The sequence below is a fragment of the Sphaerimonospora mesophila genome, from assembly GCF_001417795.1.
Taxonomy (GTDB): domain Bacteria; phylum Actinomycetota; class Actinomycetes; order Streptosporangiales; family Streptosporangiaceae; genus Sphaerimonospora; species Sphaerimonospora mesophila.
Window position 1 is genome coordinate 22,469 of record NZ_BCBX01000051.1, and the last position, 21,256, is coordinate 43,724.

The 21,256-nt window shown below is 70.2% G+C and carries 22 protein-coding genes; 11 read left to right on the forward strand and 11 right to left on the reverse strand.

Annotation, left to right across the window (positions count from 1 at the left end):
- The first annotated feature begins 177 nt into the window (after nt 1-177).
- Genes AP234_RS29890 through AP234_RS29900 form a run of 3 tightly spaced genes read left to right on the forward strand, consistent with a single transcriptional unit; the run spans nt 178 to nt 2,314 of the window.
- Nucleotides 178-933, forward strand: coding sequence for an SDR family NAD(P)-dependent oxidoreductase (locus AP234_RS29890; RefSeq protein WP_055483099.1), 756 nt, complete (start codon nt 178-180; stop codon nt 931-933).
- Entirely contained in the window at nt 930-1,808 is an 879-nt protein-coding gene (locus AP234_RS29895; RefSeq protein WP_055483100.1) for a hypothetical protein, read from the forward strand. The genes AP234_RS29890 and AP234_RS29895 overlap by 4 nt, the downstream gene beginning before the upstream one ends.
- The gene (locus AP234_RS29900) at nt 1,781-2,314 is read left to right on the forward strand and encodes a GNAT family N-acetyltransferase (RefSeq protein WP_055483101.1); all 534 of its coding nucleotides are present in this window, start codon (nt 1,781-1,783) and stop codon (nt 2,312-2,314) included. Before AP234_RS29895 ends, AP234_RS29900 begins: the two co-directional genes overlap by 28 nt.
- A gap of 8 nt (nt 2,315-2,322) precedes the next feature.
- Here the strand turns inward: AP234_RS29900 and AP234_RS29905 are convergent, their stop codons facing one another.
- Nucleotides 2,323-2,847 carry an O-acetyl-ADP-ribose deacetylase gene (locus tag AP234_RS29905; RefSeq protein ID WP_055483102.1) on the reverse strand — a complete coding sequence of 175 codons (525 nt, stop codon included), beginning with the start codon at nt 2,845-2,847 and terminating at the stop codon, nt 2,323-2,325.
- 51 nt (nt 2,848-2,898) lie between these two features.
- Between AP234_RS29905 and AP234_RS29910 the strand changes: the two genes are divergently transcribed.
- The 5 genes from AP234_RS29910 (at nt 2,899) to AP234_RS29930 (ending at nt 5,682) form a co-directional block, all read left to right on the forward strand.
- Complete coding sequence (locus tag AP234_RS29910; protein WP_083502574.1) at nt 2,899-3,255, forward strand: BlaI/MecI/CopY family transcriptional regulator; 357 nt, start codon at nt 2,899-2,901, stop codon at nt 3,253-3,255.
- Nucleotides 3,252-4,202, forward strand: a complete 951-nt coding sequence (locus AP234_RS29915) for a M56 family metallopeptidase (RefSeq protein ID WP_055483103.1) — start codon at nt 3,252-3,254, stop codon at nt 4,200-4,202. The genes AP234_RS29910 and AP234_RS29915 overlap by 4 nt, the downstream gene beginning before the upstream one ends.
- Nucleotides 4,203-4,270: 68 nt before the next feature.
- Complete coding sequence (locus tag AP234_RS29920) at nt 4,271-4,705, forward strand: helix-turn-helix domain-containing protein (RefSeq protein WP_055483104.1); 435 nt, start codon at nt 4,271-4,273, stop codon at nt 4,703-4,705.
- Between the two features lie 3 nt (nt 4,706-4,708).
- Entirely contained in the window at nt 4,709-5,089 is a 381-nt protein-coding gene (locus tag AP234_RS29925; protein WP_055483105.1) for a hypothetical protein, read from the forward strand.
- A gap of 257 nt (nt 5,090-5,346) precedes the next feature.
- A complete protein-coding gene (locus AP234_RS29930; protein ID WP_235558460.1) occupies nt 5,347-5,682 on the forward strand; it encodes a DUF2516 family protein in 336 nt (111 codons plus the stop codon).
- A gap of 18 nt (nt 5,683-5,700) precedes the next feature.
- Here the strand turns inward: AP234_RS29930 and AP234_RS29935 are convergent, their stop codons facing one another.
- The gene (locus tag AP234_RS29935; protein ID WP_200926781.1) at nt 5,701-6,672 is read right to left on the reverse strand and encodes a magnesium transporter CorA family protein; all 972 of its coding nucleotides are present in this window, start codon (nt 6,670-6,672) and stop codon (nt 5,701-5,703) included.
- Between the two features lie 169 nt (nt 6,673-6,841).
- Between AP234_RS29935 and AP234_RS29940 the strand changes: the two genes are divergently transcribed.
- Nucleotides 6,842-8,470 carry a DUF2207 domain-containing protein gene (locus tag AP234_RS29940; RefSeq protein ID WP_063843137.1) on the forward strand — a complete coding sequence of 543 codons (1,629 nt, stop codon included), beginning with the start codon at nt 6,842-6,844 and terminating at the stop codon, nt 8,468-8,470.
- An 18-nt stretch (nt 8,471-8,488) separates the two neighbouring features.
- Here AP234_RS29940 and AP234_RS29945 read toward each other — a convergent pair whose 3' ends face one another.
- The 3 genes from AP234_RS29945 to AP234_RS29955 all read right to left on the reverse strand — a co-directional run bounded on the left by AP234_RS29945 (nt 8,489) and on the right by AP234_RS29955 (nt 12,372).
- Complete coding sequence (locus tag AP234_RS29945) at nt 8,489-10,651, reverse strand: hypothetical protein (protein ID WP_055483107.1); 2,163 nt, start codon at nt 10,649-10,651, stop codon at nt 8,489-8,491.
- Nucleotides 10,648-11,334 carry an ATP-binding cassette domain-containing protein gene (locus AP234_RS29950; RefSeq protein WP_235558462.1) on the reverse strand — a complete coding sequence of 229 codons (687 nt, stop codon included), beginning with the start codon at nt 11,332-11,334 and terminating at the stop codon, nt 10,648-10,650. Before AP234_RS29950 ends, AP234_RS29945 begins: the two co-directional genes overlap by 4 nt.
- Nucleotides 11,335-11,430: 96 nt before the next feature.
- Nucleotides 11,431-12,372 carry an asparaginase gene (locus AP234_RS29955; protein WP_055483108.1) on the reverse strand — a complete coding sequence of 314 codons (942 nt, stop codon included), beginning with the start codon at nt 12,370-12,372 and terminating at the stop codon, nt 11,431-11,433.
- A gap of 45 nt (nt 12,373-12,417) precedes the next feature.
- On the opposite strand from AP234_RS29955, the gene dtd reads away from it, so the two are divergent.
- Nucleotides 12,418-12,843, forward strand: coding sequence for a D-aminoacyl-tRNA deacylase (gene dtd / locus AP234_RS29960; protein WP_055483162.1), 426 nt, complete (start codon nt 12,418-12,420; stop codon nt 12,841-12,843).
- Between the two features lie 204 nt (nt 12,844-13,047).
- Here dtd and AP234_RS29965 read toward each other — a convergent pair whose 3' ends face one another.
- The 3 genes from AP234_RS29965 to AP234_RS29975 all read right to left on the reverse strand — a co-directional run bounded on the left by AP234_RS29965 (nt 13,048) and on the right by AP234_RS29975 (nt 15,488).
- Complete coding sequence (locus AP234_RS29965) at nt 13,048-14,118, reverse strand: YgfZ/GcvT domain-containing protein (protein ID WP_055483109.1); 1,071 nt, start codon at nt 14,116-14,118, stop codon at nt 13,048-13,050.
- A gap of 88 nt (nt 14,119-14,206) precedes the next feature.
- Nucleotides 14,207-14,617: a Fur family transcriptional regulator gene (locus tag AP234_RS29970; RefSeq protein WP_055483110.1), complete on the reverse strand. Its 411-nt coding sequence runs from the start codon at nt 14,615-14,617 to the stop codon at nt 14,207-14,209.
- A gap of 367 nt (nt 14,618-14,984) precedes the next feature.
- Complete coding sequence (locus tag AP234_RS29975; protein ID WP_055483111.1) at nt 14,985-15,488, reverse strand: FABP family protein; 504 nt, start codon at nt 15,486-15,488, stop codon at nt 14,985-14,987.
- Between the two features lie 138 nt (nt 15,489-15,626).
- Between AP234_RS29975 and AP234_RS29980 the strand changes: the two genes are divergently transcribed.
- Complete coding sequence (locus AP234_RS29980; protein ID WP_055483112.1) at nt 15,627-15,989, forward strand: DsrE family protein; 363 nt, start codon at nt 15,627-15,629, stop codon at nt 15,987-15,989.
- A gap of 91 nt (nt 15,990-16,080) precedes the next feature.
- Here the strand turns inward: AP234_RS29980 and AP234_RS29985 are convergent, their stop codons facing one another.
- The 3 genes from AP234_RS29985 to AP234_RS29995 all read right to left on the reverse strand — a co-directional run bounded on the left by AP234_RS29985 (nt 16,081) and on the right by AP234_RS29995 (nt 21,234).
- Nucleotides 16,081-16,806 carry a type 1 glutamine amidotransferase gene (locus AP234_RS29985; protein WP_055483113.1) on the reverse strand — a complete coding sequence of 242 codons (726 nt, stop codon included), beginning with the start codon at nt 16,804-16,806 and terminating at the stop codon, nt 16,081-16,083.
- Nucleotides 16,796-18,031 carry a MurT ligase domain-containing protein gene (locus AP234_RS29990; protein ID WP_055483114.1) on the reverse strand — a complete coding sequence of 412 codons (1,236 nt, stop codon included), beginning with the start codon at nt 18,029-18,031 and terminating at the stop codon, nt 16,796-16,798. The genes AP234_RS29985 and AP234_RS29990 overlap by 11 nt, the downstream gene beginning before the upstream one ends.
- Nucleotides 18,032-18,108: 77 nt before the next feature.
- The gene (locus AP234_RS29995) at nt 18,109-21,234 is read right to left on the reverse strand and encodes an ATP-binding protein (protein ID WP_055483115.1); all 3,126 of its coding nucleotides are present in this window, start codon (nt 21,232-21,234) and stop codon (nt 18,109-18,111) included.
- Nucleotides 21,235-21,256: the final 22 nt, after the last annotated feature.

Below are 21,256 nucleotides of genomic sequence, written 5' to 3' on the forward strand. Positions count from 1 at the left end.
CGAGAGGCTTACAACCCAAAAATTCTCCACAAACTTCCCGAGCGAACGTCCGCACCCGGCCACCGCCATCTCCTGAGAGGATGGTGACCCCGCTCCGGACGTGTCCCGCGACGCCGCCCGCGCGGGGTTCAGGTGGGTTCAGGTGGGGTTCCGAGCGACGAGGGAAGGGCGATTGCGGTGACGGAGCGCAGGACCGCGGTGGTGACCGGCGCGAGCAGTGGGATCGGCGAGGCGACCGCGCGGCGGCTCGCCGCCGCGGGTTTCGAGGTGGTGGCGGCGGCGCGGCGGCGGGACAGGCTGGACAAGCTGGCCGACGAGATCCCCGGGATCACGCCCGCCACGCTCGACGTGACCGCCCAGGAGTCCGTCGACGCGCTGGCGGCCGCGATCGAGCGCTGCGACGTGCTGGTGAACAACGCCGGCGGCGCGATCGGGCTGGAGCCCGTCTCGATGGGACGGGTGGCCGACTGGCAGCGCATGTACGACGTGAACGTGCTCGGTTCGCTGCGGATGACCAGGGCGCTGCTGCCGAAGCTGATCGCCTCCGGCGACGGCGTGCTGGTGATGCTGACGTCGGTCGCCGGGCTCGTCTCGTACGAGGGGGGCGGCGGCTACTGCGCCGCCAAGCACGCCCAGACGTCGATGACCGAGACGCTGCGGCTGGAGCTGTGCGGCGAGCCGGTGCGGGTCGTCGAGATCGCGCCCGGCATGGTCAAGACCGAGGAGTTCTCGCTGACGCGGTTCCACGGCGACGCCGAACGTGCCGCGAAGGTCTACGACGGCGTCCCCGGCCCGCTGACCGCGGACGACATCGCCGACGTGATCACCTTTGCCGTCACGCGCCCGCCGCATGTGAACATCGACCGGATGGTCGTCCGGCCGCGCGCGCAGGCCGCCCAGCACAAGGTGCACCACGTCCCGTCGGGCACGTGAGGAGCCGGCCGATCGGGACGATCACCCGCGGGACCACCGGGCACAACCGGCTGCGGCGGTCCGACCGGTGGATCGCCGCCGTGCACGGCCCGCTGCTCCGATCGGCCGCGCGAGCCCATGCCGTCCCGCTCGGGGCGGCGGACGGCGGGGAAGCGGCCACGCCCCTCGTGGTGGATCTCGGCTTCGGCGCCTCGCACATAACGACATATGAGCTTTTCACCAGGCTGCGGCGGGTGTGCCCGGCCGTACAGATCGTGGGCGTCGAGATCGATCCCGAGCGGGTCGCGGCGGCCAAGCCGTACGAACGGGAAGGGCTGTCGTTCGTACGCGGCGGCTTCGAGCTGCCGGTGGCCCGCCGGCCGCTGATCGTACGCGCGTTCAATGTGCTCAGGCAGTACGGCGAGGCCGACGCCTGGGCGCACTGGGATGTGCTGCGCGCCGGCCTCCACCCGTCCGGGGTGATCGTGGAGGGCACCTGCTCGGAGATCGGGCACCGGGCGGTGTGGGTGACGCTCGGTGCCGAGGGCCCGCGCACGCTGACCTTCGCGGCGCGGTTCACCGGCTTCGTACGCCCCTCCGAGCTGGCGGAACGGCTGCCCAAGACGCTCATCCACCGCAACGTTCCGGGCGAGCGGGTGCACGGCTTCCTCTCCGCCTGGGACCGGGCGTGGGCCGCCTGCGCGCCCTTCGGTGCGTACGGCTCCCGCCAGCGCTGGATCAGGGCGGCCGAGTTGCTGGCCGAGGACTGGCCGGTGGCGACGGCGCCGCCCACCGGGGGCCCCTCACGGTGGCGGCTCGGCGAGATCACCCTGCCCTGGAGCGCCGTCGCCCCTGATAGCGTCGGCGCATGCGTTTCGTCCTCGACCCCGAGATGACACCCGGACTCTTCGAGGACCTCCTGACCTGCTGGGTCGATGTGACGAACGCCGGCGGCGCCGTCGGATTCGTGCCGCCGGTGACCGCCGACGACATCAGGGCGACGGCCGAGAAGGCGTTCGCCCGCACGGCCGGGTCGGCGTCCCCCGACGCGCTGCTGGTGGGTTTCGACGACGATGACGACGGCCGCGCGGCGTGCTGGCTGATCCTCGCCGACAGCGAGTCGGGCCTGCGCGCGCACTGGCGGTGGCTGGTGCGCGTCATGGTCCACCCCAAGCACCAGGGCAAGGGGTACGGCAGGGCCCTCATGCTGGCGGCCGACGACGCCGCCCGATCACTCGGGCTCGATGCGCTGCAGCTGACCTGCCGGGGCGGCACCGGGGTGGACGCGTTCTACGCGAGCGTCGGCTATCGCGAGGTCGGCCGGGTGCCGAGGTCGATCCGCGTCGCGCCCGGTGACGACCGCGACGAGATCTACATGCTGAAGTGGCTCCGCGATGGTTAACCGAATACTTACCTCGTTTCCGCCAAGATCTCCTCGAATACGGCATAGGCTGCGGAGTCGAACAGCACGAATCGCGCCTCGGCGACGGACGACCCGGCCGGTCCGGCCTGCCGTACCGTCGACAGGGCGATGCGGGCCGCGTCGCGCATCGGCCACCGGTAGACCCCTGCGGAGATCGCGGGAAACGCCACGGTGACGACGCCCAGTGACGCGGCCACGATCAGCGACTCCCGGTAGCAGGAGGCGAGCAGATGCGACCTGTCCTCGCCACGCGAGTAAACGGGCCCCACCGTGTGGATCACCCACCGGGCCGGCAGCAGCCCTGCCGTGGTTGCCACGGCCTGGCCGGTCGGCAGGCCGTCCGGATAGCGGGACGCGCGCAGTTCCCGGCACTCCGCCAGGATCTCGGGGCCGCCGCGCCGGTGGATCGCCCCGTCCACGCCGCCGCCCCCCATCAGGGAGGAGTTGGCCGCGTTGACGATCGCGTCCACCCGCTGCGTGGTGATATCGCCCTGGACGAGCGAGATGTTCATGACTCCCACCTCTCTACGACACGTAGTACTACTCCGGGTAGCCTTGTGGATGTGAAGGGACTCGGCGAGCTTGAACGCACCATCATGGACATTCTGTGGGCGCAGAACGCCCCGTTGACGGCCCGTGAGGTCGGGCGCCTCATAGAAGACCGCGATCTGGCGCCCACCACCGTGATGACCGTGCTCGACCGGCTCTCCCGCAAGGGCTTCCTCAACCGCACGAGGGACGGCCGGGCCTGGCGTTACCAGCCCGCGGCGAGCCGGGACGCCTACGTAGCCGAGCTCATGCTCGAGGCCCTCGACATGACCGGCGACCGCGACGCCGCGCTGACGCGCTTCGCGCAGGCGGTGTCCGGTTCCGAGGCGGAGATCCTGCGAAGAGCCCTGACGGAGCTGGAGGACAATTGATCGCGGCGGCCGTCCTCGCGGCGCTCGCCGCCGCCTGTGTCCTGGCGGCGGAGGGGCTCACCCACGCCAAGTGGACCTGGCACGCGCCCCGCACCGCCATCCTGCTGTGGCAGTCGGTCGGCGTCACCTGGGGACTCGCCACCACCGGCGCGCTGCTCGCCTATGCGCTGGAGCCGTACGGCAGGGGCGTGGTCCACGGCCTCGTGAGCCTGCTCACGGGCTTCGGCTACGGCGTGGGGGATCCGCGGGACATCGTCAGGCTGCTCGCTCTCGCGGCCGGTCTGATGCTCCTGGCCCTCCTCGTGGCGCTGCCGCTGGTCGCCGGAGCGCGTACGCTGCGTGCCCGGCGCCGGCACCGCGAGCTGCTCTCGCTGATCGCCCGCGACGAGCCCGCCGTGCCGGGTGTCCGAGTCGTGGACTTCCCGGGCGCCGCCGCCTACTGCCTGCCCGGGCTGAGGTCGCAGGTCGTGATCAGCAACGGGACGCTGCGACTGCTGTCCCCCGACGAGCTCGATGCCGTACTGGCCCATGAGAGCGCGCACGTGCGGGAGCGGCACGACCTCGTGCTGCTGCCGTTCGCGGCGCTGCGCCGCGCGCTGCCGTGGTCGAAGCTCATCCGGGACGCGCAGCTGTCGGTCGAGTTGCTCATCGAGATGGCAGCGGACGACCGTGCCCGCCGGCGCTGCAGCCCGCGGCGACTGGCCACGGCACTGCTGCGGTTCGGCGCCGCGAGCACGCTGCCCGCCCCGGAGGGCGCGCTGGGTGCGCTCGGCGCACCGGGCGGGCTCGGGCTGCCCGGCGCCTCCGCCGGAGCGAACGTGATGGCCAGGGTGAACCGTCTCGTGCGGCCGGAGACCACGATCCCGGCCCCGCACCGTTTCTTCATCCTGGCCGGCTCCGCGGTGCTGACGGCGTCGGCGCCGCTGCTGTGGCTGATTCCCGGCTGATTCTTGGGCGCTAGCTTAAGTTAATCGCCGAGTTTGCAATTGCAAGCACCAGGGGGCAGACTAGAGCCATGGAACTGCCCAAGGTCGGCTCGCTCGGCGAATACATCCGCCAGCAGCGGCAGCAGGCGAAGATCTCACTCCGCCAGCTCGCCGCTCAGGCCGGCGTGTCCAACCCGTATCTGAGTCAGGTGGAGCGGGGTCTGCGCAAGCCGAGCGCCGAGATCCTGAACCAGATCGCCAAAGGCCTGCAGATCTCCGCACAGGCGCTCTACGTGCAGGCGGGCCTCATCGAGGATCGGCAGCAGGACAGCGACGTGCTGGCCGCGATCCGGGCAGACGTCACACTCACCGGGCGGCAACGCCAGGTGCTCATCGATATCTACGAATCGTTCCGCAAGGAGAACCGGGTCGAATCCGCTCAGCCGCCGCAATCGGCTGAGCCTCTCGGGGACGACCCGGTTCCCTCGCGCGACGGCATCACACCGGAAGTAAAGGAAGGATAGCCCATGACCCTCGCGACACAGGTCAAAAGGATCGCGGATTCCAAGCCGTTCTACGCGCTCACCGGCGTCGGCGACTTCGCCGTCGAGCGGGCGCGTGAGTACGCGTCGACCATGCAGGGCAAGGCCGAGACCGTGGCCAGGGACTTCCCTGAGAAGGCCCGGGAGTACGCGGACGCCGCCACCACCCGGTTCAACCGGATCTACGACGACCTCGCCATCCGCGGCCGGAGGATCGTCAGCAAGGTGACCGGTGAGACCGCCCTGGAGCTCGAGGACGTCTCGGAGAGGGCCGAGCCCGCCGCGGCCCGGCCGGCTCCCTCCGCTCAGACCACCACCACTCGCCGCCCGGCCGGCACCCGCACGAGGACGACGACCCAGTCCTGAGTCCGCCGTCCACGGCGCTCGGCGTCCGAAAAGAACGGACCCGAGACCGGCGCCCCGGCAGGACCTGAGGCCCACAGACCCGGGATCCGCCCCAGGCGTGACATCGGCCCGCTTCCCGCGATCCGGGAGGCGGGCCGTTGGTTTCGCCGGTCGCGGCGGCGATCCTCGTCCGCACTCGCGACAGATGTCGCCGCAGGACATTAGTCTGGGGGACGTCAAGCGACCATGACCGTCTGGGAGAGTCAATGTTCGGGCCGGTGACCAGCATCCTGACCCTCATATTCTGGCTGCTCTCCATCGCGGCCTTCGTGATGTGCGCCTGGGCGCTCATCCACGCGCTGCGCATCCCCACGCGGGCCTTCCCGGCGGCAGGCAAGCAGACCAAACCGCTCTGGCTCATCATCCTGGGCTTCGCGACGCTGTTCACCTTCGCCGCCGCGGTGAACTACTACGGAGCGGGGATGGGGCTGCCGAGTCTCCTGACCATCGCCTCGGTCATCGCCGCCGGCATCTATCTGGCCGACGTGAAGCCCGCGGTCAACGAGTATCGCGGCGGCGGCAGCAGCAGCCAGGGGCCGTACGGTCCCTGGTGATCCGCGGATGACGTGCGATCAGAGCCAGTCGCGGGCGCGGAACACCCGGTAGAGCACCACCGACACGAAGACGATGGCCGCCGTGGACGTCACGAACCCCCACGTCTCGCCGAAACCGGGAACCGGGATGTTCTGCCCGTAGAATCCGGTGATCATGGTGGGCACGGCGATGATGGCCGCCCAGCTCGTCACCCGCTTCATGATCAGGTTCATCCGGTTCCCCTGCATGGTCAGCTGCGCCTCCCGGACGTTGCCCAGGAGCTCGCGCAGCGACTCGGTCCATTCGGAGGCGCGCAGCACCTGGTCGTACACGTCCTGGAAGTACGGAGCCAGGGCGCCGTCACCGATCTCCCCGTTCCGGCGCAGCAGCGTGCTGACCACCTCTCGCATCGGCATGACGATCCGGCGCAGCGTGACCAGGCTCTTGCGCAGCTCGAACGTGCGCCGCTGCTCGTCGGGGCCGACCGGCCGCTCGTCGAACACCGCCTCCTCGAGCACCTCGATCTGCTCGTCCATCGCCTCGACGGTGTCGAAGTGACTGTCCACCACGTAGTCGAGCAGACCGTGGATCAGGAAGGCCACACCGTGCTCGGCGAGCCGCGGCGACTCGTCCCAGCGCCGGACGACCTCGTCGATGTCGAAGGCGTCGGAGGAGCGGACGGTGACCAGCGCGTGTGCGGTGATGAACGCGGCCGCGTCGGCGACCTCCAGCCGTCCCGACTCCACGTCGAAGCGGGCGGCGTACACGTTCAGGAACTTGTGGCTGTCGTAGACGTCGAGTTTCGGCCGCTGCTTGCGCTGCAGCGCGTCCTCGACCGCCAGTTCGTGGAGGCCCAGTTCCTCGCTGATAGCGCGCAGTTCGTCTTCCGTCGGCGTGTGCAGGTCCACCCACACGACGGCCGACGGATCCTCCAGGTGATCCGACACCTCGGCGACCGGGAAGCCCTCGGCCGCCAGGACACCGTTCCGGTACAGGCGCGTACGTGCCATGACCCAACAGCCTAGGTTGCGTTTCAACCACCGTGTCCTGCTACGCGCGGCCCGGACGGCGCCTCGGTGTCCGAGGCGCCCATCCGGATCCACGACGACCTGTACGAAACACCTCCCAGGACCAGTGGATGCACAAGCCGGACATTCGGCACCGGTAGGGTGCGAGTTCATGATGGATCACGCGCGCCGGCTCGGGCTGGCGGCCCTGCTCGCCATGCTCACCATCGCCGCCACGGTCGGTCTCGTGGCCGCCCCCGCCCACGCCGAGCCCCCGACGACCGTCACCAAGGACGACGTGGTCATGGAACTCGGCAAGGACGGGGTGCTCCACGTCAAGGAGACGATCGCCCTGTCCGGCGGTCCGCTCCGGCGGGCGATGCTCACCCGCACGCGCTACGACGACGGCCATGACCGCGTCTACCGGATCTCGAACGTCAAGGGCGCGACCTTCGACGGCGAGACGCTGACCATCAAGGGCAGCGGCACCGTCGAGTACGACGTGACCGGTGCCGTCACCCCCGGGGCGACCGGCGAGGAGTTCCGCTGGTCCGCCGTGACCGGCCCGGTGCGCACCGCGACGGTGCGGGTCACCGGCCCCGGCAGGGTGCAGAACGTGTCCTGTTTCGCCGGTGAGCCGACCTCGGCCATGGCGTGCACGGCGGCATCGGTCGACGAGGCCGGCACGAGCGCGCTCTTCGAGCAGCAGGGTCTCGACGCCGGGCAGATGCTCACCGTCATCGTCGGCTATCCGCAGGGCGCCACCGGCACCGCCCCGATCCTGGAGCGCCGGTTCGAGCTGTCCAACGCGTTCACGCTGAACGCGGTGACCGTGATGTCGCTCGTGGGGCTGCTGATCCTGCTCCTGGGCGGCGTCGGCCTGCTGTACTGGGCCCGGGGCCGGGACGCCCGGATCATCGGCAGCGAGTCGGGGGAGATCAGCGGGCACCAGAACGGTCACTTCACCCCGCCGGACGGGGTGCGCCCCGGCCAGATCGGCACGCTCTTCGACGAGCACGCCGACGTCATCGACGTGACCGCCACCATCGTCGATCTCGCCGTACGCGGTTATCTGCGCGTCGACGAACAGCCCCGGCAGACGTACGACACGCCGGACTGGCGGCTCGTCAAGCTGCCCAAGGCACCGCTGGGCAGCCTGCTCCCCTACGAGCGCGCACTCTACGACGCGATCTTCGACGGCCGGGACGCGGTGCTGCTGTCGCAGTTGCGCGGGTCGTTCGCCGCCCGGCTCGACAAGGTGCGCGACGCGCTGTACCAGGATGTGGTGACCCAGGGATGGTTCGCCAGGCGCCCCGACTCCGTCCGGTCCCGGTGGACCACCGTCGGCGTGGTCGTCATCGTGCTCGGCATGGCGGCGACCGCCCTGCTCGCGTGGCTCACGACGTACGGCGTGCTCGGACTGGCCGTGATCATCGCGGGGGCGGCGCTGGCCTACGGCGGGCAGTTCATGCCGGCCAAGACGGCGAAGGGCGCCACGGCCCTCGCGCACGTCATGGGGTTCCGGGAGCACCTCGCGGCCGGCACCATCGACGACGTGCCCGCCGCCAAGCGGATCGAGCTGTTCTCACGCTATCTGCCGTACGCGGTGATCTTCGACAGCGTGGACCGGTGGGCGCGGGTGGTGAGCGACTTCACCGGCAACGGGCAGCAGACAGATCATCTGTACTGGTACCAGGGGCCGGCCGAGTGGGACCTGTCGAGGTTCGCCGACTCGATGCGGACGTTCACGATGACCACATCCGGCGCGATCTCCGCCGCCCGCCACACCCGCTCCCTCTGATGCGCATGAAAAAGCCGCTCAGTCAGCGGCAGGACGCCAGCGGGCGGTGGCTCGTATCGCGCCCGTGCCGCCGATGAGGCCGATGGCGATGGCGAGCACCAGCGCCCCTGCCGCGCATGCCGCCAGCAGGCTCCACGAGAACATCCCGGACTTCGACAAGGAGATGAAGAACGAGCCCTGCCAGGCGGCCACGCAGACCCCGAACGCGACGGCGATGACCGTGGGTACGGTCAGGTTCCAGATCGCGATCCCAAGCAGGAATCTCCGCCGTTCTGTCAGGACCGCAAGTGGCGCGACCGCGGTCGTGAACACGAGAAACTCAGCGGCCGAGCTGAAGGCCACGGCGAGCGCCAGAATGATCAGCGTGAGAATGGTGAGCAACTTGACCCAGTCGGCCATGTTGACGAGCCGATCGGCCCCGAGTATCCAGCCATCGTACGGCCGCTTCACCTGAGCGAGCCCGAACGCGCGATTCGCCGTCTCCTTCACCCGGGCGTTCAGACCCGTCGTTCCCGGCGGAGAGACCACGGCGATTTGATCGGCCTTCTGCGTGTTGCCGGAGACATTTCCTTCCCGAAACTTGATCTCACCTCCGAAACCTATGAACTTCCCCAAGATCGCGATGCGCGCATCGCCGCCTGTCATATGGTCTCCATCGGACGAGCAGGCGATTCCGAGTGACCGCATCGCCTCGCATGATCCACGGAGTACGGATGGCTCCGTCGGTTTCTTCGCCGTGTTCACGAGGAAGATGTTCGCGTTCTTTGGAAGAGACCGCGTGAAGGCGTCCACCGAAGCGGGTGTGATCGATTGCGGGGTGACCACCAGCACCGAATCGTGGAGCTCTCGCTGCAGGGCTCGGGCGTTCTGGCCGGAGTCGCCCAGTCGGCTGGTCCACACCTGGGCCTGAGTGATCACGCCGAGTCCGATGACCATCACCGCCACGAGCCGTACGACCACGCCGGGACGGGCATGAGCCCAGCGGCCCGCGATCAACACGTCGGCGCGACCGGCCCACCTGCCGAAGGACGCGGCGGAGTTCCCCCAATATCGGATCACCGCACCGGCGGCGGAAGGCAGCATGCCCCAGAGCAGAGTGGTGCCGGCGATATAGGCGAGGAAGCTCGTCAGCTTGGGAAGATAAGGGGTGGTGACAATCGCGATCAGACCCAGCAGTCCGGCGTACAGCCTCCAGCGGGGAATCCTGTCGGCGAAGACCCGGGGTCGGGTGCCTCCCCCGTCGATGCCGGCCAGGTGAAGCGCCACGACCACGAACAACATCAGTCCGCATCCGGCGAGCGCGACCATCGGCGTCACCCATGCCCAGGCGCGCAGGTCAGCGGAGCCGACGACCTGGTCGATCAGGGGAATACGGACGTCCCACAGCGACATGAGCAGGTAGGGGACGCTTCCCAGCAGCGTACCGATGACCACGGGAATGCAGGCTTCGCCGAGATTCACCAGCGCCAGGTGCCACCGGTTCCCGCCGAGTGCGGTGAGGAGACGCACCCTCCGGTCTCGCGAACTCGATCCACAGCGGGCGGCGACGACGAGCAACACGATCGCCACCCCGCCAACGGTGAACCCGATCGCACTGAGAAGCTGGCCGGCGGGCACCCGGTTGAGGGTGTCGCCCATCGGCGTGGATCGCGCCGAGCCGATTTTTGCGATCTTGGACCAGCCATGGTGGCCGGTCACCGCTGGACGGACATAGGCCAGCCGTTCGGAGGGGGTCGCGAGTCCGCTGGAGTCGATGATCCCGGCGAACTTTCCGTACCGCCGGGTGATCCCCTCGCCTTCGCCGACACGCACCAGTTCCGGCGACAGGAACGCCTCGCCCGGTTCCGGCCAGCGGGGAAGCCCAGGGGGTGGAGAGGCCTGTGGTGACTTCGGCTCGATGTACACCACCTCGTGCGGTCTCGTGCCCACGGAGTCCCCTGCCCTCTTGTAGAGGGCGACGACGGGACTGTCGCCGTGCCGGGCGATCTCCACACCCCGTGCGACGTCCCGCCGGTCCCATCCGTCGTAGGTCGCGATGACAGCGAGGCAGGACATGAGGACGAGGGTCACGACGGCTGCCGCGGTGATGAGCGCGGCGAACCGTAGTCTGCCGCCCGGCGAATTCCGGCCCGCCGCGAGGCCGATCCGCAGGAGTTGACGCCATAACGCATGAGGCCTCATGCCTGAGTCCCGATCAGGCGACCGGCGATCAGGTCGAGCCTGCGGTCGGCGCGGGCGGCGACGGCCTGGTCATGAGTCACGAGCAGGAGCGCGCAGTTCCGTCGTCTCGGCAGTTCGAAGAGAAGGTCGGCAACGGAATCCCTGCTGTCCTGGTCGAGTGCACCCGTGGGCTCGTCCGCGAGGATCAGCGGCGCCCCGGTGATCAGTGCTCGCGCCACGGCCGTTCGCTGTCTTTCTCCACCGGAGAGGTAGGCGGTGGGCGCTCCGTCGAGCGGAACGCCGAGGTCCGCGAGCAGGTGCCGCGCCAGATCGTACGCCTTTTTTCGATCGGCACCTGCGAGAAGCGCGGCAAGAGCCACATTTTCGACAGGAGACAACTCGGGAAGCAATTCACCGAACTGAAAGACCATCCCCATGTGCTTCCGGCGAAAGGACGCGAGCCGCCGCCGCGACATCCCGGTAAGGTCCTCCCCCGCCACCAGGATTCTGCCTTTCTTCGGCTTGGTCAGGCCCAGGATGCACGTCAACAGCGTGGTCTTCCCCGTTCCGCTCGGCCCGCAGAGCACCACCGACTCACCCTGATGAACGTTCAGATCGAGTCCCCCGAAAAGTCGTGTGTTCGAGGTCGAATAACCGAGATTCTCGATCTGCAGCAACGGCGGGCATCGATAGCGATCCAACACGTCCCCATCCTTCCACCGAATGACGATGCGGGACGGGTGATATCCCGGATGGTCGGGGCCGGGAGCGCGTGCGCGCTTGCGATGGGGGCGAGAGCGTCAGGGGCGCCGTACGCGGATCTCGCCGACCGGCTCGCCGCCGCCGAACAGCGGCGTGGTCGCCAGTCCCGCGAGCTCGGGCGCGTCCAGCCCGACCGCGCGCAGGGCGGCCACCGTCACCGGTGTGCGTGCCCGGTCGCCACCATCGTCGATCTTGACGGCGCCGGCCCGGCCGTCGGAGAAGGCGAAGGCGTTGAACGCTTCGGCGCCCACTTTCATCAGCAGGCCGGGGATCGCCCGCATCAGCTCGGCCTCGGGCCGTGCCGTACCACTCGTCCACTCCGGATAGGCGCGCATGGCGTCGGCGATGCGCCGTTCCGGGCTGCCGGGGGCGGCCATCGGGAGCCGGCGGAAGGCGCGCACGACACCGGCCATCGAGACGAAGAACAGCGGGGCGCCGCAGCCGTCCACGCCCGTCGCCGCGACCCGCTCACCGGTGAGATCCTCGACCGTCGCCCTGATCGCCCGCTGGAGCGGATGCCCTGGCCGCAGGTAACCCTCGGTCGGCCAGTTGTTCACCACGCAGGTGGCGAGCATCGCCGCGTGCTTGCCCGAGCAGTTCATGTAGATCCTGGCCGGCGCGCCGTGCTCGCGGACGACCCGATCGCGCGATTCCCGGTCGAGCGGCAGGTCGGCGGGGCATGCCAGGGCCGACTCGTCCAGCCCCGCCATGGCCAGGATCTTCCGTACGCCGTCCACGTGGAAGGGCTCCCCGCTGTGGCTCGCGCACGCGAGCGCGAGCAGTTCGTCCGCCGCCGACAGTCCGCAGCGGAGCATGGCCAGCGCCTGGAGCGGCTTCATCGCCGAGCGGGGAGAGGTGAGGCTCCCGGTGTCGCCGTGCACCATGACCGGGGATCCGTTGGCGTTCACCACATGCACTCGCGCGCGGTGGACGGACTCGACAAACCCGGAACGGACCACTTCGACGATCAGCTCAGCCATGACCCGCAGTTTATGAACCCGGTCGGCATGGCAGAATTCGGGGCCATGCGTGCCGTCGTTCAGCGGGTCAGCTCCGCTTCAGTAGTGGTCGAAGGCAGGGTCGTCGGGGCGATCGACGAGCCCGGCCTGCTCGTGCTCGTCGGCGTCACCCACACCGACGGGCGAGCGGAGGCGGCCAGGCTAGCCGCCAAGCTGTGGGGGCTGCGCGTCCTGCACGGCGAGAAGTCCTGCTCGGATGTGGCCGCGCCGCTGCTCGTGATCAGTCAGTTCACGTTGTACGGCGATGCCCGCCGGGGCCGCCGGCCCACCTGGCAGGCAGCGGCGCCGGGGCCGGTGGCCGAGCCGCTGGTCGAGGCCGTGATCGAGGAACTGCGGGCGCTGGGCGCCCGGGTGGAGACCGGCGTGTTCGGCGCCGACATGAAGGTCTCGCTGACCAACGACGGCCCGATCACCCTGATCCTCGAGGTCTGACCGGCCGCTCCGTCCGCCCCCGGCTCACTGCAAGATCACGGAGACCTCCACCGCAGGTCAGCGCCACAGTCTGCGAGTTTTTGCAAGATCACGGTTGGAGTCGTCGCAGGTCAGGCGGGGACGCTGCGAGAATTCGCAAGATCACGGGGGATCTTTTTTGGGGGCGTCGGCGGATGCGGCGACGGGCGGCGCTTTCAACACTCCCTAGCGGATGCGGCGGCGCAGCGCGGGGTCGATCTTGACATTGCGGCCGGCGTCCGGGGGGACGATGACCTCCTGCGCGGCGGCCACACCTCCCGCCAGCAGATCGATGTCCACGGGCACGGTCCGCTTCACGACGGCCAGGGCGATCGGGCCCAGCTCGTAATGGCGGGCCGAGGAGCCGACGAACCCGAGCTGACCCGGCTCCGCCGCCCCTTCGACGGCCGCCTCCGGCTCGGCCTCCACCGGCTTGCCGACGCCGAGCGTCACGGGCGCGCCGTGCGGCGGCAGCACGTCGACGCTGCCGTCCAGGTGCAGGAAGACCAGTCTGCGCGGCGGGTGGCCGAGGTTGTGGACTCGGGCCACCGTCTCCTGGCCCCGATAGCAGCCCTTGCTCAGGTGTACGGCGGCGCCGATCCAGCCGACCTCGTGCGGGATCGTCTTGTGGTCGGTCTCGAAGCCCAGCCGCGGCATGTGGGCCGCGATCCGCAGCGCCTCGTACGCCCAGAGCCCGGCCGGCCGCAGCCCCAGCTCGGCGGGGAGCCCGGCCAGCCGGTCACGCGGCACCAGCAGATCGCCGCCGATCGCCACGACGCCCTCGGCGGCCGCGCCCGTGCCGGCGCCGGCGCCGGGAGTGCTGCCCGGCGCGGCGACGGAGACCACGGCGTAGTCCGCGCCGATGTCGGCCACCTCGACCCGCAGCATGAACCTCATCTTGTCCAGGAAGGCGACCAGCTCTCCCGAGGTGCCCGGCTCGACATGGGCCCAGACCGCGTCACCGTCGTCCACCAGCGTCAGGTGGTGCTCGACCCGGCCCTGTCCGTCGAGGAGCAGGGTCTGGGTGGGGATCCCGGCTTCGAGCGTGTCGAGCTTCTGGGAGCTGAGGTCGTTGAGCCACCGCAACCGGTCGGGGCCGGAGATCCGTACGACCCCGCGGTTGCTCCGGTCGACGAGCGCCTGGCCCGCCGCGAGTGCGCGCTGCTCCCCGTACAGGTCGCCGTAGTGAGCGGCCACGGAATCGTCCGGCGTCTCCCCGGCGACCGCCCCGGGTGTGTCAAGCAATGGGCTCCGCATGCCGTCAAGACTATTCGGTCGGTACGGCCCCCACGATCAGGCCTCCCTTTCCCGGAGGCGTGCCCCCTCCTGCGGGAGCCGTACGAGCTCAGCGGCAGTTGCGGCAGTTGCCGAAAACGGTGAGATGGCTGACGTCGGTCGCGAATCCGAGTTCGCCGTCGAGCGTGGAGACCAGGGCCTGGACCAGGTCGGGGGCGACCTCGGTGACCTCGCCGCACCCCCGGCAGACGAGGTGCACGTGATCGGCCTCGGAGGCGAGATGGTAGGTGGGGGCGCCGTGACCGAGGTGGGTGTGGGTGACCAGCCCGAGTTCTTCGAGCAGTTCCAGGGTGCGGTAGACGGTCGAGATGTTCACCCCGCGCGCCGTCTCCTGCACCCGGGTGCAGATCTCCTCGGGCGTCGCGTGGCCCATCTCGGTGACCGCCTCCAACACGAGCTGACGCTGTGGGGTGACCCGGTAGCCCCGTGCGCGCAGCTCCTCATGCCAAGTCTCGGCCATGCCCAGATCTTAGGCGTGCCGGACGCCCCCTCGGGACCACACGACATGTCGATATTCGGAGGAATCCCTACGAATAATCATTTGCCCGCCCCTGGACCACTCGCATAGCGTGCAGATACGCAGAAGGGAGGTGGTCCAAAAAATGGTTGATCATTCTTGGGCTAGCGAGGTGGCTGTCCGCTAGACGGCGTCCATCTGGGCCTTCCGTCCAGATGTCGTACGACGTCTGGCGAATCCACAGCAGTCACCGGAACCCCGGGCAGCCGGCGGCGGAGCACGTGTCACGTTCTCTGCCATGGTCCAGCCGGCCCGCCTCCGTGAGAATTCTCTCCGGAGCGGAGCACGCCCGGGGTTCTTCTTTTCTGCTTCAGGCGTCGGTGTCCGGGGCGAAGTCGGCGACCTTCTTCAACTCGGCCGACGCGTGCGACTGCAGCGGGTGTCCGACTGCCGCCATGTCATAGGCGTACATGAGGTTGCCGTTCACCAGGCCGTAGAGCCGGTGGCCCGCGCTGTACTCCTTGGACGTCGCGGTTCGCGCGACGATGTCGGTACGCAGCTCGATCTTGTGGAAGACGACCTCGCCCACGTAGATCTCCACGATCCCGGTGGGATGGGCGAGGCAGACCTCCAACTGACGCTCGGGCAGGATCCGCCAGAAACCCGACTCCCTGGCCAGTGGGCGAACCTTGGCGCCCTCCGCGTCCAGCAGCCAGGTCCGGCTCTCGTAGGTGAGGAACGGCTTTCCGTTGTGCCCGAACACCACCTCCTGCCCGAAGTTGGCGCTCTCCATGGTCGGATAGCCGATCACACCGGCTCCCTCCCAGCGGCCAAGGAGGAAGGCGATCGGCTCAAGGTCGGGATGTTGCTCCATGGAACGAGCTTAGAAGCCGTACGGCACCGCTCGGCGCCGATGGACCTCGGATCGCCCGTCCCACCCCGCATAGGCATATATCCGTACTTGTGGGCAGGTGGCGCCGCCGCCCCGAGACCCAGGAGCTAGGCTGCGAGCATGGCACGATCACTGGTGATCAAGGTGACAGCCGGAGCCGACGCACCGGAGCGGTGCAACCAGGCGTTCACCGTCGCGGCGGCCGCCCTCGCCTCCGGCATACCGGTCTCGCTCTGGCTGACCGGCGAATCAGCGTGGTTCGCACTGCCCGGTCGGGCCAAGGAGTTCTCCCTGGCGGAGGCGCCGCCGCTGCAGGATCTGCTCGACGCGGTGCTCGCGGGGGGCAGGGTCACGCTGTGCACGCAGTGCGCCGCCCGCCGCGGCATCACCGTCGACGACGTCATCGACGGCGTGCGGATCGCCGGGGCCCCGACGTTCGTCGAGGAGATCCTCACCGACGACACCCAGGCCCTGGTCTACTGATCGGTTCCTCCTCGCCTTCGGCCGCACCGCTCGGCACCCGCCGGTTCCAGGGCGTGGTCCGGCGGTGCCGTAGCCGACCCGCCGTCCGTCCCTACAGCGAAGATCCCGCACCCGGCAGCGCCGCCGCGAGGCGCTCCTCGCGCAGCCGCTGATACCAGACGTCGTCCACCGGAGCGAGCGGCCCGACGACCCAGCTGAGCAGCAGGTCGGCGAGGGCGGGGTTGCGAGCGAGCGCGGGGCCGTGCAGATAGGTCCCGATGACCCTGCCCGCGTAGCAGCCCTCCGTGCCGTCGCCGTTGCCGGTACCGACGACCGTCCGGGAGAGCGGGCGCACACCGGGACCGAGCCTGGTGACGCCCATGTGGTTCTCGAACCCGGTGAGCCTGGGCAGGCCGCCGAGGGCCGGATCGACGTCGGCGACCAGCTCGCCCACCGCGCGCCGCTCGCCCCGGCCCGAGCTGATGTCGAGCAGCCCGAGGCCCTCCACCGGCCGGCCGTCCTCGCCGCCGAACACCGATCCCATGATCTGATAGCCGGCGCAGACCGCCAGCAGCGCCGCCCCGCGCGCCACGGCCGCCCGCAGTCCGCCGTCCCTGCGCAGCCGCTCGGCGCCGAGGATCTGGGGACGGTCCTCCCCACCGCCGATCAGGTAGATGTTCCCGTACTGCGGCACCGGGTCGGCGGAGCGGACGTGGACCGTCCGGGTCGCGATGCCCCGGGCTCGGGCACGGTGCTCCAACACCAGCACGTTGCCCTGGTCTCCGTACGTGCTGAGCAGGTCCGGATAGATCCAGACGATGGACAATTCAGACTGCACGGCCGAACTCCGCTCGGATCTGCTGGAATGCGGTGTAGTTGGCGATCACATCGACCCGGCCGAGCGGCACGACCGCCATCGTCTGCTGGAACGAGTCGCAGAGCTGGAACGGCACACCGGCCACGGCGAGCCGCAGCGCCAGGTCGAGACGCCGCTCCCCGGTCACGAACACGGGACGGTCGGCCAGGATCCGGTAGTCGATGTCCCAGAGCCAGGAGGTGTCACGACCGTCGGGGCCCTGCGCGTTCACCGACAGGATGATCGGCAGCGCGGGATCGGCGACGTCGAACGCCTCCAGCCAGCCGGCCGGATTCTTGGCCAGCAGCAGCCGCAGCGCGCGGCCGTCGCGCTCGACCATGGTGTAACGTCCGGCGACCGAGGTGACCATGCGCAACCTGGGCAGCGCCCGGGCCGGATCGACCCAGAACGTCTCGGCGACCGCCAGCGCCATCGCGGCGTTCGACCGGTTGGCCTCCCCGGGAAGCTGGATGTCGAGCCGCCAGCGGGCGCCGCGCGGGTCGATGACGTCCTCCCCTTCGAGCACCCAGTTGGGCTCGGGACGGTGGAAGGTGCACTCACGGCAGGCCCAGGCGGCCCCGGACGCGGACCGGTCGAGCGGGCCACCGCATTCGGGGCAGCACCAGGAGTCCTCACGCCAGCGCTGCCCGGCCGCCACCCAGGTGACCCTGGCGGCGGTGGAGGCCCCCCAGGTCACCAGCGGGTCGTCGCAGTTGGCGATCACATGGGCCGGCTTGCCGCTGAGCGCGCGACGCCACTTCTGGGCGAGCAGCCAGATCTCACCCGCCCGGTCCATCTGGTCGCGGCTGAGGTTCATGAGGCAGACGACCCCGGCCCCGGTCGTGTCGAGCACCTCGGGAAGGTACTTCTCGTCGACCTCCAGCACGCCGTACGGAGCGTCCTTGGCGGCGGCGAGCGCCGAGACGTGCCCCGCCGGCATGTTGGCGCCGAACGCGTTGGTCGCGACGTCGCCGAGCTCCTGCAGCGCCGAGGTGATCAACCGTGTCGTGGTGGTCTTGCCGTTCGTGGCGCTGACCAGCACGAGCTTGCGGTCCGCCGCGAGCTTGCGCAGCAGGTCGGGCTCCAGCATCAGGCCCACCCTGCCGCCGATGACCGAACCGTCACCGCGTCCGGTGGCCCGCGACAGCGTCGCCGCCGTACGGCCGAGGGCGCTGGCAAGCTGCGCCCGCAACGGAAGCTGACTCATGCCCGTGATCCTAGTCCCCCTCCCGCCACGTCATTCGACGTCTGCCGGGGGCCGTCACCGGGTTGTCGGGGTGTCGTTCAGGACGGTCCCGGGCCCTCGGGGCCGGTGAAGGAGAGCTCGGCGGGGGTCTCCCCGTCGAAGGGGAGCACGAAGCGGCGCGGCCACGACAGCACGGTCTCCAGCCAGCCGGCGGCCATCGTCTGGGCGACGTACTTGATCCGGTCACGCGGCTCCACCGTGATCGCGACGGTCGTCACGTCCCGCTGGATGCCCTCGTGCTCGTCGTCGCCGAGGATCACCCGCCAGGCCAGCGCCCGGTTGCGGTCGACCTCCATCGACAGCGGGTGATGGCGCAGCGCCTTGGCCCGGTGGCCGAGCAGTTCCGTGCGTACGCTCACCGCCACCGCGCCGTCGCGCCCATCCGCCGCCGCCGGATCACCCCCGGTGGGCCGGGCCGCGCCGGTCGTCTGGCGCTCGGTCCCGAACAGGGGATATTCCATCGCGGGGGCCGGGCTGCGCAGGTCGGGCGCCGGGCGGCCGAGTGGGAACAGCCTGTCCACCTCGTGCAGCCAGCGGACCTGCGGAATCACCCATGAGGGCCCCGGGCGCTCACCAGCGCGCATCGGCGGCGTCCGCTCCGGCCGGCCGAGCAGCCCGGCCGCGACCTCGGCCGCCTTCGCGGTCAGCAGCGTCGGGTCGACCCACGTGCGCAGCGACCAGGCGCGGGCGGCGACCGCCCGCTCGATCAGCGTGGCCAGCAGGCACTCGCGCCGCCTGGCCGGCAGCTCCGCCCAGGCGTCGGAGAGAACGCGCGGCACGCCGGGCAGCGACCGGTTCGTCACGAATGCCAGGATCACCGTGTCGGTCCAGATCCGCAGCCAGGCCCATTCGGGCGCGGCCGCGAACAGGTCGGCCTCCCGCAGCTCGACCAGCGTGCACGCCTTGCCCGTACGGCACGCGTCGCCGCAGGCGGCCGAGCGGCGGCCGTGTATCGGCGGCACCGGACTGACCACCAGGTGCTCCCGCTGCTCCCCCAGCGGCACGTGCACCCGCAGCGGCCGGTCCATGCCGTCGGCGAAGACCGCGGCATGCCCGGGCTGGAGCGAGACGACCTGCCGGGACTGGTCCTCGCTCAGGTTCATCGCCGCTCCCACCAGTTGCCGGTCGTCCTCGGCGGGGAGCCGGTGCACGACCTTGAGCGCGGTGTTCTTCACGACGTCGGACACCAGCTTGGTCGGGATCTGCTCGGCCACGATGATGCCCTCGCCGTACGCCCTGATCTCGGCGAGCATTCCGGCGAGCAGTTCGACCGCGTGGGTGGAGGCGCGCCGCGCGCCCCGGTCGCGCAGCAGCCGGTGCGCCTCCTCGATCACGATGACGTGGCGCAGCCCGGGAGGCCCGCCCTCGTGCCGCGTCTCCTGCCTGGCCCGCATCCGCAGGTGCTCGACGATCCTGATGATCAGCGTGCCCATCAGGAACGCCTTGTCCTCGTCGTTGGCGACGTCCTCGATCGCGAGCACGACGTTGCGCTGGAGCAGCCCGCCGATGTCGGCGGGGTGGCCGCCCTCGAAGAACCTGCCCGCGCTGCCCACCCGCAGGCTGCGCAGCCGCAGGCTGATGAACCCCTCGACGTCGGCCTGGACCTCGTTGCCGTAGCCGATCTCCTGGATCACCTCGAGCGCGTGCTGCTGGAGCTGCTCCAGGGTCGGCACAGCGGGTTGTACGGCCGCGCCGGGGACGGCTCCCCCGGTGACCACGTCCCACCCGTTGGCCTCGTAGACCCGCTGCAGCGCGAGCGACATGATCTGCGGGAACGGCTCCTCGGCGTCGAAGGCGGCCATGAAGAGCGCGCGGACCATGTCGATGTGCGCCTGGACGGGATAGCCCGGCTCGGGCGCCAGCGGGTTGACGCTGATCGGCACGTTGTCCGGCGCCGACGGGTTGATCACGGTCACCGGGGCCAGGTGCTCGACCCGGCCTGCCATCGCGGCGTACTCCGACTTGGCCGGCTCGATCGCCAGCCACGGGATCCCCGCCTCGGTGAGCTGCTCTAACAGGTGCCTGACGGTCTGGGACTTGCCGGAGCCGGTGGCCCCGGTGACGAAGGCGTGGCGGTTGAGCGTGGCCAGCGGCACCCGGAACGTGCCGACCGCCCGGTCCTGTCCGTCGACGATCGCACCGAGATCGATCAGCTCGCCCGAGCCCTCCACCTCGGCCTCGCTCGTCACGTCGAAGAACCCCGCGTCCAGCACCCGAACGCCCGGCACCTCCCGGCGCGGCAGTCCGGCGAGCGCGGCCAGCGCCCCCGCCGTGGCCGCGAACGGCGCGGACGCCCCGTCGGCGGGGTCGGCCGGGTCCTGGAGGTTGACCGCCAGCGCCTCGGCGAAGCCGTACACCGGACCACCCGTGTGATCGCGATCGGCTCCGCCTGCGAGGGCGGCCAGGGACATCACGCTGCGCAGCCGGTAGGGGTGATGGCTCATCTCCACGGAACCGACGAGCACGGGCGCGATCTGGCGCAGCTCGTCGGGCCCGGCGGCGCCGGCGAGCACCCGCACGTTCCACAGCCCGGCCTCACGGAAGGCGTCGAGCTCCTGCATCCTGCGCTCGGCCCGCTCGGCGTCGAACCGCGACCGCTCGGAGGCGTCGCCGTACTGACGCAGCACGTTGAGCTGGGTGCGCAGGTGGGCGACCTCGTCGTCGAGCAGGTCGGTCGGCTCGGCCACCACGACCCAGCCGAACGGCCGGGACATCAGCGTGACCAGCGTCGACTCGAACAGCGTCGGCCGCTTGTGCTCGTCGGGCTCCGGCTCGCGCCTGCCGTACAACGGCGGCGCCTGACGCCCGGGGCACGGCGTCCACACGAGGTCGGCCAGGTCGTCCAGCCACTCGTCGCCGATCTCCACCCCGCGTGCGCCGCCGGGGAACAGCAGCGGCTGGGGGCCCGAGACGTGCGCCTCGCCGGACACCGCCGCCCGCCTGGGCGGACGGGGCGGGGTGAGCGGCCCGGCATTGGTGATCAGTTCGAGCGGTGCGCCCGAGCCCCGGGACAGCCAGCCGATGACGAACGGGCGGTTGCGCTGGGCGGCGGAAAGGACGGCCGGGAGAACCGTGACGAAGTCCCACTCTGCGGATGAACTACGCGAAGGGGCCGTGATCGCCTTGATTCGGTACCACGGCCCGCTCAGGGGGAACGGCTGCATGAGATCCCTCAGTTGACGACGA

What these genes read in the sequence shown, in the direction of transcription:
- AP234_RS29900 (WP_055483101.1), top strand. Translation starts at nt 1,781, where the DNA reads ATGCGTTTCGTCCTCGACCCCGAGATGACACCCGGACTCTTCGAGGAC.
- AP234_RS29975 (WP_055483111.1), bottom strand. Translation starts at nt 15,488, where the DNA reads ATGGAGCAACATCCCGACCTTGAGCCGATCGCCTTCCTCCTTGGCCGC.
- AP234_RS29980 (WP_055483112.1), top strand. Translation starts at nt 15,627, where the DNA reads ATGGCACGATCACTGGTGATCAAGGTGACAGCCGGAGCCGACGCACCG.
- AP234_RS29970 (WP_055483110.1), bottom strand. Translation starts at nt 14,617, where the DNA reads ATGGCCGAGACTTGGCATGAGGAGCTGCGCGCACGGGGCTACCGGGTC.
- dtd (WP_055483162.1), top strand. Translation starts at nt 12,418, where the DNA reads ATGCGTGCCGTCGTTCAGCGGGTCAGCTCCGCTTCAGTAGTGGTCGAA.
- AP234_RS29920 (WP_055483104.1), top strand. Translation starts at nt 4,271, where the DNA reads ATGGAACTGCCCAAGGTCGGCTCGCTCGGCGAATACATCCGCCAGCAG.
- AP234_RS29995 (WP_055483115.1), bottom strand. Translation starts at nt 21,234, where the DNA reads ATGCAGCCGTTCCCCCTGAGCGGGCCGTGGTACCGAATCAAGGCGATC.
- AP234_RS29935 (WP_200926781.1), bottom strand. Translation starts at nt 6,672, where the DNA reads ATGGCACGTACGCGCCTGTACCGGAACGGTGTCCTGGCGGCCGAGGGC.
- AP234_RS29955 (WP_055483108.1), bottom strand. Translation starts at nt 12,372, where the DNA reads ATGGCTGAGCTGATCGTCGAAGTGGTCCGTTCCGGGTTTGTCGAGTCC.
- AP234_RS29940 (WP_063843137.1), top strand. Translation starts at nt 6,842, where the DNA reads ATGATGGATCACGCGCGCCGGCTCGGGCTGGCGGCCCTGCTCGCCATG.
- AP234_RS29990 (WP_055483114.1), bottom strand. Translation starts at nt 18,031, where the DNA reads ATGAGTCAGCTTCCGTTGCGGGCGCAGCTTGCCAGCGCCCTCGGCCGT.
- AP234_RS29905 (WP_055483102.1), bottom strand. Translation starts at nt 2,847, where the DNA reads ATGAACATCTCGCTCGTCCAGGGCGATATCACCACGCAGCGGGTGGAC.
- AP234_RS29925 (WP_055483105.1), top strand. Translation starts at nt 4,709, where the DNA reads ATGACCCTCGCGACACAGGTCAAAAGGATCGCGGATTCCAAGCCGTTC.
- AP234_RS29965 (WP_055483109.1), bottom strand. Translation starts at nt 14,118, where the DNA reads ATGCGGAGCCCATTGCTTGACACACCCGGGGCGGTCGCCGGGGAGACG.
- AP234_RS29945 (WP_055483107.1), bottom strand. Translation starts at nt 10,651, where the DNA reads ATGAGGCCTCATGCGTTATGGCGTCAACTCCTGCGGATCGGCCTCGCG.